Origin of the sequence: Pseudomonas sp. HMSC057H01, from assembly GCF_001836405.1 — a bacterium.
Taxonomy (GTDB): Bacteria; Pseudomonadota; Gammaproteobacteria; order Pseudomonadales; family Pseudomonadaceae; genus Pseudomonas; species Pseudomonas aeruginosa.
In genome coordinates, this window is the sequence record NZ_KV828426.1 from 141,010 (window position 1) to 156,810 (window position 15,801).

Consider the following 15,801-nt stretch of genomic DNA (forward strand, 5'->3'; position numbering starts at 1 on the left):
GACGTGGCGATCAGCTCGCCTTGCGTGGCGCTGTCGAGGTCAGGCCCGCGAAACCGGGCCGTGCGCTGGAAACTGCCGTCCTTGTTCAAGACGACGCCTGGCGCGACCAGTCCGGCCCAAGGCAGCCAGTCGGCGAGCAGCGCGGGCCGCTGGCGGTATTCGGCAAGGTTCAGCATGGCGGCATCCCCTCACACGTCCAGCAGCGGGCGGTGTTTGATGTGCCGGGCGAACACGGCCATGAACTGCGGATCGACGCGCGCACCCCACACCGCCAGCGAATGGCCGACGATCCAGAGCACCACGCCCGGAATCCACAGTTGCAGCCCCAGCCCGACAGCGGCGGCCAGCGTGCCGTTGGCAATCGCCACGGTGCGCGGTGCGCCGCCCAGCAAGATCGGCTCGGTGAGCGAGCGATGCAAAGGCACCTCGAACCCTGCCGCGAAGGTATCCGGGCCGCTCATACGACAGCCCCGCCAGAGAACGAAAAGAACGACAGGAAGAACGAGGACGCGGCGAAAGCGATGCTCAAGCCGAACACGATCTGGATCAGCTTGCGAAAGCCCCCCGACGTGTCGCCGAAGGCCAGCGCCAAGCCCGTGGCGATGATGATGATGACGGCCACAATGCGCGCCACCGGCCCCTGGATGGATTCGAGGATGGATTGCAGCGGGCCTTCCCATGGCATCGAGGAACCGGCGGCCTGCGCGGTTCCGGCCAGGAACAGCAGCAGCGCGGCCAGCAGCAGCCCTTGTGCCGCAGGGCGGGCCAGGCGGTGCAGCCGCGACCGCGCGGGAAGGCGCAAAGCCGGATTTGCAGAAAAGCGGAAAGCAGGAACGATCATCTGCGTCATGGCAGTTCTCCAGGTTGGTCAGGGGACGGGGAAGTCGCCGCAGCGGGTGCGGCTTCGGGAAATAGCGGCAGTTCGGGAAACGGCGTCTCCAGCGCGTCCGCCAGTTGGTAGCCCACGCCGTCGGAGCCGACGACGCGGGCGATGCTCTCGATGCGGCGCTTGCGCCCGCGTCCGGCGATGTGGATCACCACGTTGACCGCCTCGGCGATCAGCGCACGCGGCGGGTTCACCGCCACTTCGAGAATCAGTTGCTCCATGCGCAGCAGCGCGCCCAACGCGGAGCCGGCATGGATCGTGGCGATCCCGCCGGGGTGGCCCGTTCCCCACACCTTGATGAGATCCAGCGCCTCGGCGCCGCGCACCTCGCCAACCACCACGCGATCCGGCCGCAGCCGCATGGACGAGCGCACCAGCTCGGTCATCGACACCACGCCCGCGCGCGTGCGCAGCGGAACGTGGTCGCGGGCCGCGCATTGCAGCTCCACCGTGTCTTCGAGCACCAACACGCGGTCGCCCGTGGCGGCGATTTCGGCGAGCAAGGCATTGGCGAGCGTGGTCTTGCCGCTGCTGGTGGCCCCGGCGATCAGGACGTTCTGACGCTCGCGCACGGCGCGCACCAGAAAGCCCGCCTGGGCGGCGGTCATCATTCCGTCCACGACATACCGCTCCAGCGGGATCACGCCGATGGCGCGCTTGCGCAGCGCGAAGGCCGGCCCTGGCGCGGCGGGCGGCAAGATGCCCTCGAAGCGTTCGCCCGTCTCGGGCAGCTCGGCCGATAGCAGCGGCTGGCCGCGATGCACCTCCGCGCCGACGTGGGCCGCGACCAGGCGGATGATTCGCTCGCCATCGGCCTCGGGCATCTCCACGCCCATCGGCGCGCGCCCACTCGAAAGCCGATCCACCCAAAGGGTACGATCCGGGTTGAGCATGATTTCCACCACGTCGGGGTCTTCGAGCGCAGTGGCGATCAGCGGCCCCATCGCCGTGCGCAGCATCTGGATGCGCCGGTCGAGCGAGGCCGCAGCGGACGAGCGTGGCTCGGGTGGCAACTGCGAAACGGCGCTCATGACGCACGCTCCCGCGCCTGGGCGGCTGCCGCCGCGTCCTCCATCCGCATCGGGTCGGGATGCAGTTCTTCCACCACGTCGCGCACCAAGCTGCGTCCGCGCATCAGGTGGCGGCCAAGCTGCTCGGTGAACTGCTCGAAGCGCGCCTTGCCCTGGGCGCGAGCTGCCTCTTGATGCGCCTCGGGAACCGGCGTGCTGACGGTCAGGTAGTAGCGGATGAACAGCGCCAGCGTCTCGATGGCGATGTTCTGGTCGCGCTCCATGCGCTCGGCCTGGCGCGACAGCCGGTCGAGCCGCTTGGCGATGGCCGCTTCGCGCTGGTCAGCAGCATCGGGCGATAGCCACGATGCGAGCGCCGCCGCGACGATGGACGACTTGGATACGCCTTTCTTGGCGGCCAGTTCATCAAGCCGCTGGGCGTGCTCGGGCTGGATAAAGAGGTTCAGGCGGTAGTGGCTCATAGCTCAATTCCGTCGTTGGGGTCGAGGGAAGCCAGCCGGGCCGTGCGCTGCATGGCCGGATCAAGCTGGCGAGGAAGGGGAAGCGGCAGGTCGTCGTCGTCATCGAGCAAACCGAGGTCGGCCGCGGGCGCGGCCAGCTCGGGGTCGTAGGCGACGGCTTCGGAGAGTTCGGGCTGACGGCGTGGGCCGCCGTCGTCGGCGGAACCGAGGCCATCGGCGGATGCCGTGGCTGGTGCGGTGGGCGTTGGTGGGATTGCCAGCCCGCTCCAGTCGTCGGCGCGCAGCGGCGGCGCGTCGGCGTATTGGCAGTCCGCCAGCGCGGGCGGCGGCAACACGCGCCGCTTGAAATTGGCGTCGGCGTAATAGCGCAGCTTCCGGGCCTTGATCGGCGCCACGCTGGACACCATCACCACCGCCTCATCGGGCGGAAGCTGCATGACTTCGCCCGGTGTCAGCAGCGGGCGGGCCGTCTCCTGGCGCGACACCATGAGGTGCCCCAGCCACGGCGCGAGCCGGTGGCCCGCGTAGTTGCGCTGTGCGCGCAGCTCGGTGGCCGTGCCCAGCGTCTCGGAGATGCGTTTGGCGGTGCGCTCGTCGTTCGTGGCGAACGTCACGCGCACATGGCAGTTGTCCAGAATCGAATGGTTCTGGCCGTAGGCTTTGTCGATCTGGTTGAGCGACTGCGCAATCAAGAAGCTGCGGATGCCGTAGCCCGCCATGAATGCGAGCGCCGTCTCGAAGAAGTCGAGCCGGCCCAGGGCCGGAAACTCATCGAGCATCAGCAGCAGCTTGTGGCGGCGTTCGATGCCGTCAGAGCCGTCGAGCGATTCGGTCAAGCGCCGCCCGATCTGGTTGAGGATCAGGCGGATGAGCGGCTTGGTGCGCGAAATGTCCGAAGGCGGCACCACCAGGTACAGCGATACGGGATGCTCGGCGGATATGAGGTCGGCAATGCGCCAGTCGCAGCGCGACGTGACTTCGGCCACCGTGGGATCGCGGTACAGGCCGAGGAACGACATGGCGGTGCTCAAGACGCCAGAACGCTCGTTGTCCGACTTGTTGAGCACTTCGCGCGCAGCGGATGCCACCACCGGATGCGGCCCATCGCCCAGGTGGGGCGTGGTCATCATCCGGTGCAAGGTCAGCTCGAAGGGGCTGGCCGGGTCGCTGAGGAAGTTGGCGACGCCGCGCAGCGTCTTGTCCTCGCCCGCATAGAGCACATGCAGGATCGCCCCGACCAGCAGCGCGTGCGAGGTCTTCTCCCAATGGTTGCGCTTCTCCAGCGCGCCTTCGGGATCGACTAGAATGTCCGCGATGTTCTGCACGTCGCGCACTTCATGCGCGCCGCGCCGTACCTCCAGCAGCGGGTTGTAGGCCGCCGACTTTGCATCGGTCGGGTTGAACAGCAGGCAGTGGCTGAAACGGCTGCGCCAGCCGGCGGTGATCTGCCAGTTCTCCCCCTTGATGTCGTGGATGACCGCCGAGGCCGGCCAGCTCAACAAGGTGGGAACCACCAGGCCGACGCCCTTGCCCGAGCGTGTGGGCGCGAAGGTCAGAACATGCTCTGGCCCTTCATGGCGCAGGTACTGGCGATCGTACTGGCCGAGGAACACGCCGACCGGCTGCGTGAGGCCCGCCTTGCGAATGTCCTGCGCATTCGCCCAACGGGCCGAACCGTAGGTCGTGACCAGGCGTGCCTGTCGCGAGCGCCAGACCGACATGGCAATGGCGACGGCCACGGCGACCATGCCGCTGCCACCGGCGATGGCTCCGCCCGTGTCGAAGATTTCCGGGGTATAGGCGCCGTAAGAGAACCACCACTCAAACAGCTTCCACGGGTAGTAGATCGGCGTGCCAAGAAAATCGAACCAGGGCGAGCCAAGGCGTAGCTGATAGCCAAGGGCTGCTGCTGTCCATTGTGTGGCGCCCCACACTCCGGCGATCACGATGCCGAATACCACGGCGATCTGACCGAACAGCACGTTCGTCCCTTGCATGACCTGGCCTCCGATTTCTCCTGCGCTGATTCCTCATGGAAGAAGCGGCACAAGGACGTGCCGCAGGCGTCAGGATCGGTGTCGGATCAGTGCCGGTCAAAGACCGTTTAGAGCAGAAAGGTCGAGGAAAAAGAAAGAATTAGTGCTGCGGCAGGCCAAAGAAAAACGCCGCAAGCGGTAGCGCATTGCGGCGTGTCGAGAAGAAAAATGAAGATGATGCAGCGAGTTGCCAACAATCAGAACTTGGGCGATTCCTTCGGTGGTGTATATGGCGTTTGGCCGTCGCCATAGAACCGTTTGCGCGTAGCTTCCGCCACGCGGTTGCACAGCACTTCGCCCAGCTTGGCGCGGTCGGTCTTGCACTGCTGCCGCAGTTCCTTGAGCCGCTCGGGGTTGGCCGCGAGTTCTTCCACCGTCGGGACGTTGACTGTGGAATCAGCGGGCTTCTGTGGCGTCTCGGACTGGCCGCAGGCAGCCAATGCAGCCATCAGCAAGAACGGGATGATTTTCTTAATGGCATCATTCCTCCGAAGCATCGGGATTTCGACCTCGTATCGGCCTTGGGGGTTCCAGAGATTCGATGGTCTGTACGCGCTCAATGAATCTTGCCAGTTCGTCGGATAGATCACCGTCAAGATGAAGCAAGTACGTCGTCAACGGTGGCACGCGCTGCGCCAGCGGACGGGCCACGACACCTGGCTCACGGCTGGCGGCAATGTGTGCGGCGCCGGCCAGCCCGAGCGCGAAACCAGCCGATACCAGCGCCATCATCAGGTCGCAAGAAGCAACACGTTCTGCAATCAAAGGCTCCATCTCAGTATGGCGAAGCACTCGTTCGACATGCTTGGCGTGGCCTTCGCACACTTGCGGATCGCACAAGACCAATGGGTAGCGCAGCAGCTCATCCAAGGGGATGCGTTTGTGGGCCAGCAGCGGATGCCGGCCAGGAACCGCGACCATCAGCGTATCGCTCCAGGCAGGTACGGTGACGATGCCATCACCAACCTCGTTGGACTGGGCGAATCCCACGTCGTACAGATCGCTATGAAGCCCTTTGATCTGCTGTGACAGGGGCACCTCGAAGAATCGGATTTCTACCTCAGGTTCTTCCTGGCGACAAAGTACGAGCAAGGCAGATAGACGCGATGGCGTGATGCCATCGGACAACGCCACGCGCAACTGCCCGTGAAAGCCGTTGGCCGCAGCCTTGACGCTCTCGCGAGCCTGTTCCACAGCAGCGAGTACGCGACGAACGTGCTCCAAGAACAACTTGCCAGCGCGGGTTAGCCTGGTGCTGCGGGTGGTGCGGGCAAACAGCACAACACCCAGTTCTTCTTCCAGTTCCTTGATGGCTCGGGACAAGGGCGATTGCTCAATGTGCAGCTTCTCTGCGGCACGGGCGAAGCGAAGCTCCTCAGCTACGGCGAGAAAATACTTCAGGTGTCTCAACTCCATAGAATATTCATTCCCTCCGAGCCGACATAGCACTTGCTTCTCGGTTAATGCTAGAGCCATGATTCGTCACCCAGGCCAGTGCTGAGTATTGGCAGCTCCGAGCAGCCGAGCGAGGGCCAAAGCGGAGTTGCCAACTCAATCAGGCGATGGCCGTGACCTTGTGAGTCACGGCCACAATCTGAAAAATCAGCTCTTGCCGTCGGACGATTGACGGGGTGCCGGAGCCGGCGTTGTAGCCGGCTTCTTCTGCGCCGGGGCAGCCGTCTGCTCTTGCGCCTTCTTGCGGGCATCGCAACGCGCCTTCAGCGACCGGGTGGAATCATCCTTCAAGTCGATTTCGTAGTGTTCCGGGTCGTTGAGTTGTTGGCAGGTGGCGGGCTTGGCCTTGGCTTCATCTTCCTTGCTGTGTAGTGCCGGGTCATGAGCGAAGGCGGTGCCGGTCAGCAGTGCGGTGGCGGCAAAAGCAATCATGAGAGACGAACGCAGTTTCATCGGGAGACTCCTGTGGTTGGGTTGGGTGGAACGCTTGGAATGGGTGGAAATCAGGGTTGATGCAAATCGGGCTGGAAGCCGGTCACGGCCACTTCGACCGTGACCGGTTCATCGTTCTCGTTCTTCCAGTACCAGCCGTGGCTTCCCTCGAACGGGGCCACGAAAGTGCCGCGAGCCTCGTTTTGCGCCGGCTCGATGGAATAGCTCGTCCACTCGCCCTTCGCGTTCGGACGTTCGCCGTGCATGTCGAGCAGGACAGCGTTCGAGGCCTTCCACTGGAAGACCACGCCCTCACCTTGCTTGAGGTGCATCTTCACCTCCGCACCCTTGCCCGGCTCCAGCGTCAGGCTGAGGGTGTCGCTGCGCACGGCATTGGCGCTGGGCGACATGGCACGCACGTCCAGCGATTGCCCCAGCGAACGTTTGCCGAAGGCCGCAATGGCCTTGGCTTCCAGTTCGGCTTCAGTTGCCGGCAGCGTTGCCGCTGTCTTGTCAGAAGTGGGCGCGGCCAATGCCGGTGCTTGCGCGGCTTTGGTTTCGGCCTTGGCACCCAGCACGTCCAACCCCAGCCGGGTGCCGATGCCGGTCGGGTCGATGCCGTATTCGGCGGGAAGCACGACCGTCACCAGCAGGACGGATGCCACGGCGATGGCCAGCCCGGTGGCCTTGAGCAGGCGGGCGGTGCTGGGAAGCGATTGCGGAGCAGGAATGTAGGACATGGATAACCTCGATCAGGAAACGAAATAGCCGGTGAGTTGGTAGCCGATCAGCACAAAGCCGGCGGTCATCAGGACGGTGTTGGCTGCGAAGGCCTGGCGCGGGAAAGCGGCAGTGCGCCGCCAGAAACCCATCACGATCAGGATGCCGGCCAGGGCCAGCAACTGGCCCAACTCCACGCCGACGTTGAACGCGAGCATGTTGGGCACCAGACCATCACGCGACAGCGCGAAATCCTGCAACTTGGTCGCCAGACCGAAACCGTGGAAGAAACCGAAGATCAGCACGGCGGCCTTGGTGTTGGGTTGGAAGCCGAACCAACGCTTGAACGCACCGAGGTTGTCCAGCGCCTTGTAAACCACCGACAGGCCGATGATGGCATCGACGAGATAGGCGTTGACGTGGAACCCGCCCAGCACGCCCAGCAACAAGGTGACGCTGTGGCCGACCGCGAACAGGGTGACGTAGGTGCCGACGTCGCGCATCCGGTACAGGAAGAACACCACGCCCAGCAGGAACAGCAGATGGTCGTAGCCAGTGACCATGTGCTTGGCCCCGAGGTAGGTGAACACCAGCAAATTACGGCCGGTGTTCTGCTCAAGAAACGCCTGATCATCGCCGGTGACACCGTGGGCAAACGCCCACAGTGGCAACAGGGACAGCACCAGCACCATCAGCCATTGGCTTCGGTCGGGGAAACGGAACATGCGTGACAACAAGGGAACCTCCAAGGGAAATGGGAATGGGCACCGGCTCACGTTGGCACCCTCTCGGTGTTTTTGTGGCGATAGACCAGCCGGTACAGCGCAGGTAGAACCAGCAGCGTCAGCAGCGTCGAGGAAACGATGCCGCCGATGACGACAGTGGCGAGTGGTCTTTGCACTTCCGCGCCTGTTCCGACATTGATGGCCATCGGTACGAAACCAAGGCTTGCAACCAGCGCGGTCATCAGCACTGGGCGCAGTCGCGTCATCGCGCCATTCACGATGGCGTCCTGAATCGGTGCGCCGTCGTGATGCAGCTTGCGAATGAAGCTCACCATCACCAGTCCGTTGAGCACAGCCACGCCGGACAGCGCAATGAAGCCGACACCTGCTGAAATCGAGAGCGGAATATCGCGTAGCCACAATGCGGCTACACCACCCGTTAGCGCCAGCGGAACGCCGCTAAAGACGACCATTGCATCCCGGCCCGAGCCGAAGGCCATGAACAGCAGGCCGAAAATCAGAACCAGCACGGCCGGCACGACGACGGACAGGCGTTGGCTGGCCGAGATAAGTTGCTCGAACGTGCCGCCGTAGCTGACCCAATAACCTTCGGGCAGTGTGATTTCACGGCTCACCCGCTCACGTAGTTCTTCCACGAACGAACCTAGATCGCGCCCGCGCACGTTGCTGGTGATAACGATCCGGCGTTTGCCGTTCTCGCGGCTGATCTGATTGGGGCCGGGCGCTACTTCGATGGACGCAAGCTGGCCGAGTGGCACATAGGCTGCTTGGCCTAGCCCGGCAACCGTTCCGGCTTGAATCGGAATGGGCAGTGTCGCCAGTGCCTTCGGGTCTTGGCGTTGCGCTTCGGGTAGCCGAACCACAATGTCGAATCGGCGATCTCCCTCAAACACCTGGCCAGCGACGGCACCGCCTAGCGCGATCGCCACCGTCTGCTGTATGTCGTCGATCGCCAGGCCGTACCGAGCCAGTGCATCCACATTCGGCGTGATCGTCATCAGCGGCAGGCCCGTAATCTGCTCAAGCGCCACATCGGCAGACCCGTCGATACTCTCGGCCACGGCTTCGATCTTCGAGCCGATTTCTGCCAGTTGCTCCATGTCGTCGCCGTACACCTTGATTGCCACCTCGGCACGAACACCTGCAATCAACTCATTCATGCGCATCTGCACGGGTTGAGTGAACTCGTAGTTGTTGCCGGGAATGGCGCTCACCGCCTTCTCCAGTTCGGCGAGCAGTACGGCCCTCGGCTTGCGTGGATCGGGCCATTCGCTGCGATCCTTCAGCATGATGAAGGTGTCAGCGACCGAAGGCGGCATGGGGTCGGTCGCAACCTCTGCGGTGCCGATCTTGGCGACGACTTCCTCCACCTCGGGAAACTCCTTGATCCGGGCTTCCAGTTGGCGTTGCATGCCAATCGCCTGCGTCAGACTCGTTCCGGGGATACGCATCGCGTGCAGGGCGATGTCGCCTTCATCCAGGTTCGGGATGAACTCGGTTCCCAAGCGTGCTGCAAGCAGGCCGGACAGCACCACCAGCACTGCCGCTGCCGCGACGATGGCGACTCTCAACTTAATCGCCTGCTTGAGAAGCGGTGCATAGAAGCGGCTGATGCCGCGCATCACCTTGGTTTCCTTCTCGGAAACCTTGCCGGTGACAAACAGGGCGACCGCAGCGGGCACGAAGGTCAGCGACAACACCATCGCGCCGGTCAAGGCGATGACGACGGTCAGGGCCATCGGATGGAACATCTTTCCTTCCACGCCCGACAACGCGAAGATCGGAAGGTAAACAGCCGTGATGATGAACAGCCCGAACAAGGCGGGCTTGATGACTTCCGCACTGGCACTCGAAACCAGCGAGAAACGCTCATCGCGGGTCAGCAGGCGACCGAGCTGGTGCTGTCGCTCGCTGAACCTGCGCAAGCAGTTCTCCACGATGATGACCGCGCCATCGACGATCAGGCCGAAGTCCAGCGCGCCCAGGCTCATCAGATTGGCCGAGATACGGTTTTGCACCATGCCGGTAATCGTCAGCAGCATGGCAAGCGGAATCACGGTAGCAGTTATCAGAGCTGCCCGCATGTTGCCCAGCAGCAGGAAAAGCACTGCGATCACCAGCAATGCGCCTTCCAGAAGATTCTTCTGCACGGTGGCGATGGTGCGATCAACGAGCTGCGTGCGGTCGTAAACCGCATGCGCGCGGACTCCCTCGGGAAGTGTCGCGTCGATTTCAGCGAGCTTTTCCACCGTGCGTTGCGCAACCGCTCGGCTGTTCTCGCCAATCAGCATGAAGGCCGTACCCAACACGACCTCCTTGCCGTCTTTCGTTGCAGCGCCGGTTCGCAATTCGCTGCCTTCCAGCACTTCCGCCACATCGCCCATTCGGAGCGGAAGGCCATCGCGCGTTGCCACGACAATCTTCCGCAGCCGCTCTATGTCGCCCACTTGGCCGGGAATGCGGATCAGATACTGTTCGCCATGACGCTCGATGTACCCGGCACCGACGTTCGCGTTGTTGCGCGCGACGGAGTTCAGCACGTCGTTCATCGTCAACCCGTAGGCCAGCAACTTGACCGGATCGGGCGTGATGTGGAATTGGCGCACGTAGCCGCCGATGGTGTTGACCTCGGTGACGCCTTTCAGGTTGCGAAGCTGCGGACGCACTGACCAGTCCTGCAACGTGCGCAGCGCCGTTGGCGTCCATACTTCCTCGTAGCCCTTCTCGGGTTCCAAGGTGTACATGAATATCTCGCCGAGGCCGGTTGCCACCGGCCCGAGGGAAGGATTCAAGCCCGTCGGAAGCTGCGAGGATGCCTGCTGCAAGCGTTCGGCGACCTGCTGGCGAGCAAAGTAGATGTCAGTGCCGTCCTCAAAGACCGCCGTGACCTGCGACAGACCGTAGCGGGAAATCGAACGTGTGTAGTCCAGCCGAGCAAGGCCAGCCAATGCCGTCTCAACCGGGAAGGTGACGCGCTGCTCTGCCTCCATTGGCGAGTAGCCCGGTGCCTCGGTATTGATCTGCACTTGGACATTGGTGATGTCCGGGATCGCGTCGATCGGCAAGCGGCTGTAGTTCCAGATCCCCAGCCCGGACAGGGCGAGCACCAGTAGAAGCACCAGCCAGCGATGCGCGATGGACGCGCGAATGATACGTTCGAGCATATCCGCGTCCTCAGTGATCGTGGCTGGCGCCAGACTTTTCGATGTCTTGGCGTATCAGGAAACTTTGCTCGGCCACGTAGTTCGTGCCGGGCTTGAGTCCGCCGGTCACTTCAACGTATTCGCCATCCCGCTCCCCAAGCTCAAGCATTCGCACTTCGTAGGTTTCGCCGACCTGTGCGAATACCACGGTGAAGTCGCGGAATCGCTGCAATCCCGACTCCTTCACCGCAAGCGATACGTTGCGCGTGCCTACTGTGACCTCGGCGGCCACGGTCATACCGGGACGCCAGCGCCCCTCCGGGTTCGGGATGCTGACGCGGGCAATGACGCTCTGGCCGCTGCCGGCCACCGGCAACAGCCGTTGAATCTTTCCACTGGCTTCGGTCTTTCCGGTCGCTGACCGGATTCGCACGGCTTGGCCTGGCTGTAGAACTTCGGCGTCTGTGCCGATGGCACGCAGGTCGATCCATACATTGGACGGGTCGGCCAGCTCGAACAGCGCACCAGCTTCGGCCACGTCGCCCACATTCGTATTGCGCGCGAGCACGACGCCATCGAACGGCGCCGTGATCGGGTAGGTACGCATACTGTCATTGCCCTCGACGACGGCCAGCGTCTGGCCGCGGCGGACGCGCTCGCCTTGCTGCACGTTCACAGAGCGCACGATGCCGGGGAAGCGCGCACGAACCGCTGCGTGCCTGTCGGCATCCAGAACAACAGTTCCCATTAGTCGCACAACGTCTCGGATGACTGCCGGCCCCGCCGATTCGGTCTTGATGCCGGCATCCTTGGCGATACTGGCAGGAATGCTGACGCGCCCCTCGTAGGACTCGTAAGACCATGTGGACTTCTTTCCGGCATGCTCGGCGGATACGGCCACGTCGAACGAATGCGGCTCGGTCACTTCGCCACTGCCGACTAGATAGTTGTTCTCCGGCGTGAACGTGAATTGGTTGACCTCGCCATCCAGGCGGGAGAGCTTGATGGTCGCAACAACATCGGCGGGGGCGACAGGCTTGCCGTCGCGGTAGGCAAATAGCCTGTAGTGCGGGGGCGCATTGGTTTCGTAGATGGTGACTTCGAGGGCGAAGTCTCCATCACGGAGTAGTCGGCCATTGTTTGGCCCACGCTCATAGCTTCCGCTGGCTTGGGCGCTGGCCTCCTCTTTGGGCTTGTCGCCACCAGGGCTGCACGCAGCGGCGAACACGCAAAGGAGCAGCAGGGAAAGAATGCGAATCATGGTGCGTTTTCCTCAACGGTGGCGGTGAGGCGTTCCACCTCGACCAGCAGAAGGTGATAGCGAGCGGCGGCTTCGACAGCACGCGAGCGAAGATCGAAAAGCGTTCGCTGTGCTTGGGCCAGCGACAAATAGGAGAAGCGGCCTTGCTCAAAGCCACGACGAGTCGTTGCCAAGGCACTTTCGGCCATAGGCAGCATCCGTTCGCGCAACGACCCCAGTTCGTGACGTGCGTGCGTGAGTTCCTGATACTTGTCGAACAGTGCCTGGTGGCGCTCGAAGCGTTCGGCATCGCGCCGTGCCTCCAGCGCAGCCAGTTCGGCGTTGGCCTGGGACACCGCGTATCCAGAGCGTGTCGGCCCACCAAGCGGGATCGAGATTGACGCCACCACGGCGTGATCCCTGGTGGCCTCAAAACGACGTACACCCAAGCTAACGTCCAGATTGGGTTTGGCCTCGGCCTCCGCGAGCCGGCGACGGGCGCCGATGGTGTCGGCTCGCAAGCGCGACGCCCATAGCTCGGGGGTCATGGGCAAACGAGCGGCCAACGTCTCGAATGGCGCTACGGTCGGCAAGGTTTGCAGGTCGCCGACGACTTCACCGAAGTCCGGCGTCAACGCGCCCCAACTCGCTGCCAAGGTCATCTTGGCGCTTGCCAATTCGTGTTCTGCACTCTCGCGGTTAAGCTGCGCCTCTGCGACTGCAATATTGGCGGCCTGCAAATCAGAATCGGGATTGCGAGCGGCTTTCACCCAGGCTGCAACCTCCTGTCGGGTGCGTTCTGCCTGCTCAACGCGCTCCTCGGCATAGGCCAATCGCTGTTGCCTAGCGAGCACTTCAATGAATCGAGCCGCGGTCGTGCTGGCCAAGTCGATCCGCGCTTTGGTGGCCTGATGCTCTTGTTCCCTCAGTTCGGCTTGCCCTAATGTTTGACGAGCCTCGCGCTTGCCGCCGAGTTCGATAACTCGGCCGATGCGCAATGTCGTTTCAGCCGAACGAATACCCCGCAGATTGCCGTTCCCGGCGACGTTTTCCATCTCACCGCCAATCGTGTAAGGCGGTGGCAGGGCTTCGCGCTGGGTGCGGGCACGAACAGCCTGGAGCTGCGCCGTTTCGGCTGTGATGGAGGGATGGGCAGCGAGCGCGCGGGAGACTGCCTCCTCCAGCCGCAGGGGTTCGGCGGCTAGGGCTGCGGATGTGCCGCAGGCCCCGACGAACACCAAGGCCACTAAGCGGATCAATTTCATGAAAACCCTCACGACGACAACAGATGGCGATCAAACGATTCCGCGCAGCGACCTCCCACGCACGCTGGAGCGGAATCACGATAAAACCGATCAGCAATCGGTTTTTTAAGCAAAAAAACACGGCACGCGCGCATATGAACTTACCTCGTCATCACGGTGATGAGAGATTCAGCCACAAAGTGCAGCCAGCCGGTAGATAGGCTGCAAAACGCCAGAACAAAGATGCCGAGCATTGGCCCCAAATACGAGATCGACGTGTGCCTGGATGACAGCAATGCTTCAACGCGCTCAGGGACAAAATCGGAAAAGAACGCCATCGTCAACGGCACCTGTTCCCTCGCGTGTTGCCGAAATATCTTCTCCACCGTAACGATGGTTTCGGCCACGGTGACAGGGCATCCCACTTCTTTAGCGGCAGCAAAATCACAACGCTGCTCCAAGGCGAGTTCCAGATCGCGCAATAACCGACGACGGACGCCGGGCAACTGGATGCTGGACAGTACGGCAGCGGTCAAGCGATTCAGAACATCACGATTGGCGATGTGAGCCTGTTCGTGCGCGAGCACCACGCGCAACTGCATTGGATTGAGTCGTCGCATCAACGACGTTGAAAGCAGAATGTGACCACGCCCGACGCCGCAGGCCAACGCCATAGGCTGTTCAACATCGAGCACGCGCAGTTTGTCGGGATGCCCTGGACGACCACTCAGCCGCACCAGCGAGGCAAGGGTTCGACGAGCGCGCCAAAGACCTGCTGCGGCCCGCGCCGCCAGCCAAGCTGCATATCCTGCCAGCAACGCCAATGCACCCCATAGCCAAGCACTTTGCCCGTTACTGCTCGGGTGCCAAACGCACAGATGCAGAAGCGTGTCGGCATGCGCAGAACAGGCAGCGGCAAATCGGGCCGAGTCGTCAAACATCGACGGCATTGCAATGGTCATCACCGCGTAGGTGATACCCGCCAATGCAGGCGTTACCAGCATCCACCAAGATACCCGCGCCCGCTGAGAGGGGGCCTTGCCTGACAGCGCACGGCGCAATGGGCGCTCGCAGGCACCGATCAGCAGAGTAAGCGTCACCGCCAGCACGAAGCCGGACAGCAATGCAAACTGAAGTAGTGGGCCATAGCTCGTCATCACGGCTGATCCAATTCAGCCCGACGACGTGCGATCAATTCCTCCAACCTCTTGAGCTGGTCGTCATCCGCCCTTGCAGCAAGATCGACAAATGCGCTCAGCAACGCATCGGGCTGCGGGCCTGCAACACGACGCACCGTGGATTCCACCAGTTTCTGGATCAATTCTCGGCGGGAAACTCGCGCTGAGTATTCGTAGGCGTGGCTGATCTTTTCGCGTTGGAGCATGGCCTTGCGAAATAGACGTTCCAGCGTAGATTGCACGGTGTTCAAAGAAATCGAGCGCGACTGTCCAATGCGGGAATAAACCGCCTTGGTGTCGGACGGGCCGAAGCGCCAGATGTCTTCAAGCACGGCGATTTCCAGATCGCCAAGTGTTGGTACGCTGTGGTTGGTCAAGGTTGTCAGCTCCGAGCTTTGACTCGAACTAATGAGTATCGTCCAGAAAAAACCGACCGTCAATCGGTTTATTGTGCCATGCCGGCACTCCGCCTCGCTCTTGCGGGCAATCAAGCGACAGTAGGCCCGCGTTGCCGCCCAATCTCCCAGGACACCCCGCCACCGCGCACGGTTGCCGCAAGCTGCTGCCCCAGCCGCTGCTCGATCACCGGCTTCCACGGCACCAGCGAGAAGCCCATGCCGTCATCGAGCATCGCGTAGCGCCCGCTGGCGAGCATGACGGAGCGCCGGTAGATGCCGGACACGCGCTGCCCGTCGGCCACCGGGCGATGCTCCAGGCCGGTATCGGCGGCAATGTCTTTGGCGGCCTGTGCCAGTTCCCGGTTGCGCAGCGTGCCCAGCAGGTTGCGCGCCAGGATCACACGCTGCCCGCGCCGCTCGGCCAGCCCCTGTTCGGCCAGGAAGTCGGCGCGCTGCTGCATCGCCTGCCTGGCCTCGCTACCGAAACCCAGGTCGCCCAGGCCCGAGCCGCCACCGATCAACTGCTGATCTAGCCAGGTGGCCCCGATTACGCGGGCCTGCCGCTCGATGGGCAGGTGAGATTTCAGCTCCACGGCCACACCGCCCATGCGCTGCGCGTCGTAGCGGCGGCCCTGCTCGGGCAGATCGCCCGGCACCTTCCATAGCCCCTCGGCCACGCGCTCCACGATGCCCGCCCGGCGTAGGGCTTCCAGCCTGCGGATATGGGCCGCCACAACCTCCTGCGGGTCGCGTCCGGGGACGACCTGGCCCTGCGCGATGGCGAGGTGATGGTCGGTGCGGTACAGGCCATCGCTCGCCAGCGCGGCGATG

The 15,801-nt window shown here is 63.0% G+C and carries 16 protein-coding genes; all 16 read right to left on the bottom strand.

Annotation, left to right across the window (positions count from 1 at the left end; translation table 11 throughout):
* Positions 1–188: 188 nt before the first annotated feature.
* Positions 189–461, bottom strand: a complete 273-nt coding sequence (locus tag HMPREF2581_RS09060; RefSeq protein ID WP_003138984.1) for a VirB3 family type IV secretion system protein — start codon at positions 459–461, stop codon at positions 189–191.
* Positions 458–850, bottom strand: coding sequence for a TrbC/VirB2 family type IV secretion system protein (locus HMPREF2581_RS09065; RefSeq protein ID WP_003138985.1), 393 nt, complete (start codon positions 848–850; stop codon positions 458–460). The genes HMPREF2581_RS09060 and HMPREF2581_RS09065 overlap by 4 nt, the downstream gene beginning before the upstream one ends.
* Entirely contained in the window at positions 847–1,917 is a 1,071-nt protein-coding gene (trbB, locus tag HMPREF2581_RS09070; RefSeq protein WP_003138986.1) for a P-type conjugative transfer ATPase TrbB, read from the bottom strand. Before trbB ends, HMPREF2581_RS09065 begins: the two co-directional genes overlap by 4 nt.
* Entirely contained in the window at positions 1,914–2,378 is a 465-nt protein-coding gene (locus HMPREF2581_RS09075) for a CopG family transcriptional regulator (protein ID WP_003138987.1), read from the bottom strand. Before HMPREF2581_RS09075 ends, trbB begins: the two co-directional genes overlap by 4 nt.
* Positions 2,375–4,375, bottom strand: a complete 2,001-nt coding sequence (locus HMPREF2581_RS09080) for a conjugal transfer protein TraG (RefSeq protein WP_003138988.1) — start codon at positions 4,373–4,375, stop codon at positions 2,375–2,377. Before HMPREF2581_RS09080 ends, HMPREF2581_RS09075 begins: the two co-directional genes overlap by 4 nt.
* 236 nt (positions 4,376–4,611) lie before the next feature.
* Positions 4,612–4,890 (bottom strand): EexN family lipoprotein, encoded by a 279-nt coding sequence (locus tag HMPREF2581_RS09085; RefSeq protein ID WP_025297938.1) that lies wholly within the window; start codon positions 4,888–4,890, stop codon positions 4,612–4,614.
* 4 nt (positions 4,891–4,894) lie between these two features.
* Positions 4,895–5,830 (bottom strand): LysR family transcriptional regulator, encoded by a 936-nt coding sequence (locus HMPREF2581_RS09090; protein ID WP_022580529.1) that lies wholly within the window; start codon positions 5,828–5,830, stop codon positions 4,895–4,897.
* 186 nt (positions 5,831–6,016) lie between these two features.
* A complete protein-coding gene (locus HMPREF2581_RS09095) occupies positions 6,017–6,322 on the bottom strand; it encodes a hypothetical protein (protein WP_003138990.1) in 306 nt (101 codons plus the stop codon).
* A 50-nt stretch (positions 6,323–6,372) separates the two neighbouring features.
* Positions 6,373–7,041 carry a hypothetical protein gene (locus tag HMPREF2581_RS09100; protein WP_003138992.1) on the bottom strand — a complete coding sequence of 223 codons (669 nt, stop codon included), beginning with the start codon at positions 7,039–7,041 and terminating at the stop codon, positions 6,373–6,375.
* Positions 7,042–7,053: 12 nt separating this feature from the next.
* On the bottom strand, positions 7,054–7,746 hold the full coding sequence (locus HMPREF2581_RS09105; protein WP_022580528.1) for a HupE/UreJ family protein: 693 nt from the start codon (positions 7,744–7,746) through the stop codon (positions 7,054–7,056).
* A gap of 47 nt (positions 7,747–7,793) precedes the next feature.
* The gene (locus HMPREF2581_RS09110) at positions 7,794–10,931 is read right to left on the bottom strand and encodes an efflux RND transporter permease subunit (protein ID WP_003138997.1); all 3,138 of its coding nucleotides are present in this window, start codon (positions 10,929–10,931) and stop codon (positions 7,794–7,796) included.
* A gap of 10 nt (positions 10,932–10,941) precedes the next feature.
* Entirely contained in the window at positions 10,942–12,171 is a 1,230-nt protein-coding gene (locus HMPREF2581_RS09115) for an efflux RND transporter periplasmic adaptor subunit (RefSeq protein WP_003139001.1), read from the bottom strand.
* Positions 12,168–13,415, bottom strand: a complete 1,248-nt coding sequence (locus tag HMPREF2581_RS09120; protein ID WP_003139003.1) for a TolC family protein — start codon at positions 13,413–13,415, stop codon at positions 12,168–12,170. Before HMPREF2581_RS09120 ends, HMPREF2581_RS09115 begins: the two co-directional genes overlap by 4 nt.
* A 140-nt stretch (positions 13,416–13,555) precedes the next feature.
* A complete protein-coding gene (locus HMPREF2581_RS09125) occupies positions 13,556–14,551 on the bottom strand; it encodes a M56 family metallopeptidase (protein ID WP_016254216.1) in 996 nt (331 codons plus the stop codon).
* Positions 14,551–14,949, bottom strand: coding sequence for a BlaI/MecI/CopY family transcriptional regulator (locus tag HMPREF2581_RS09130; protein ID WP_025297936.1), 399 nt, complete (start codon positions 14,947–14,949; stop codon positions 14,551–14,553). Before HMPREF2581_RS09130 ends, HMPREF2581_RS09125 begins: the two co-directional genes overlap by 1 nt.
* 110 nt (positions 14,950–15,059) lie before the next feature.
* The coding region (locus HMPREF2581_RS09135) for a DUF3363 domain-containing protein (protein WP_139181899.1) at positions 15,060–15,801 on the bottom strand (742 nt) is incomplete at its 5' end.

Bases quoted from the DNA above. Each gene is read 5' to 3' on its own strand.
- HMPREF2581_RS09065 (WP_003138985.1), bottom strand. From the start codon at position 850: ATGACGCAGATGATCGTTCCTGCTTTCCGCTTTTCTGCAAATCCGGCT.
- HMPREF2581_RS09120 (WP_003139003.1), bottom strand. From the start codon at position 13,415: ATGAAATTGATCCGCTTAGTGGCCTTGGTGTTCGTCGGGGCCTGCGGC.
- HMPREF2581_RS09060 (WP_003138984.1), bottom strand. From the start codon at position 461: ATGAGCGGCCCGGATACCTTCGCGGCAGGGTTCGAGGTGCCTTTGCAT.
- HMPREF2581_RS09105 (WP_022580528.1), bottom strand. From the start codon at position 7,746: ATGTTCCGTTTCCCCGACCGAAGCCAATGGCTGATGGTGCTGGTGCTG.
- trbB (WP_003138986.1), bottom strand. From the start codon at position 1,917: ATGAGCGCCGTTTCGCAGTTGCCACCCGAGCCACGCTCGTCCGCTGCG.
- HMPREF2581_RS09080 (WP_003138988.1), bottom strand. From the start codon at position 4,375: ATGCAAGGGACGAACGTGCTGTTCGGTCAGATCGCCGTGGTATTCGGC.
- HMPREF2581_RS09095 (WP_003138990.1), bottom strand. From the start codon at position 6,322: ATGAAACTGCGTTCGTCTCTCATGATTGCTTTTGCCGCCACCGCACTG.
- HMPREF2581_RS09090 (WP_022580529.1), bottom strand. From the start codon at position 5,830: ATGGAGTTGAGACACCTGAAGTATTTTCTCGCCGTAGCTGAGGAGCTT.
- HMPREF2581_RS09125 (WP_016254216.1), bottom strand. From the start codon at position 14,551: ATGACGAGCTATGGCCCACTACTTCAGTTTGCATTGCTGTCCGGCTTC.
- HMPREF2581_RS09075 (WP_003138987.1), bottom strand. From the start codon at position 2,378: ATGAGCCACTACCGCCTGAACCTCTTTATCCAGCCCGAGCACGCCCAG.
- HMPREF2581_RS09115 (WP_003139001.1), bottom strand. From the start codon at position 12,171: ATGATTCGCATTCTTTCCCTGCTGCTCCTTTGCGTGTTCGCCGCTGCG.
- HMPREF2581_RS09110 (WP_003138997.1), bottom strand. From the start codon at position 10,931: ATGCTCGAACGTATCATTCGCGCGTCCATCGCGCATCGCTGGCTGGTG.
- HMPREF2581_RS09100 (WP_003138992.1), bottom strand. From the start codon at position 7,041: ATGTCCTACATTCCTGCTCCGCAATCGCTTCCCAGCACCGCCCGCCTG.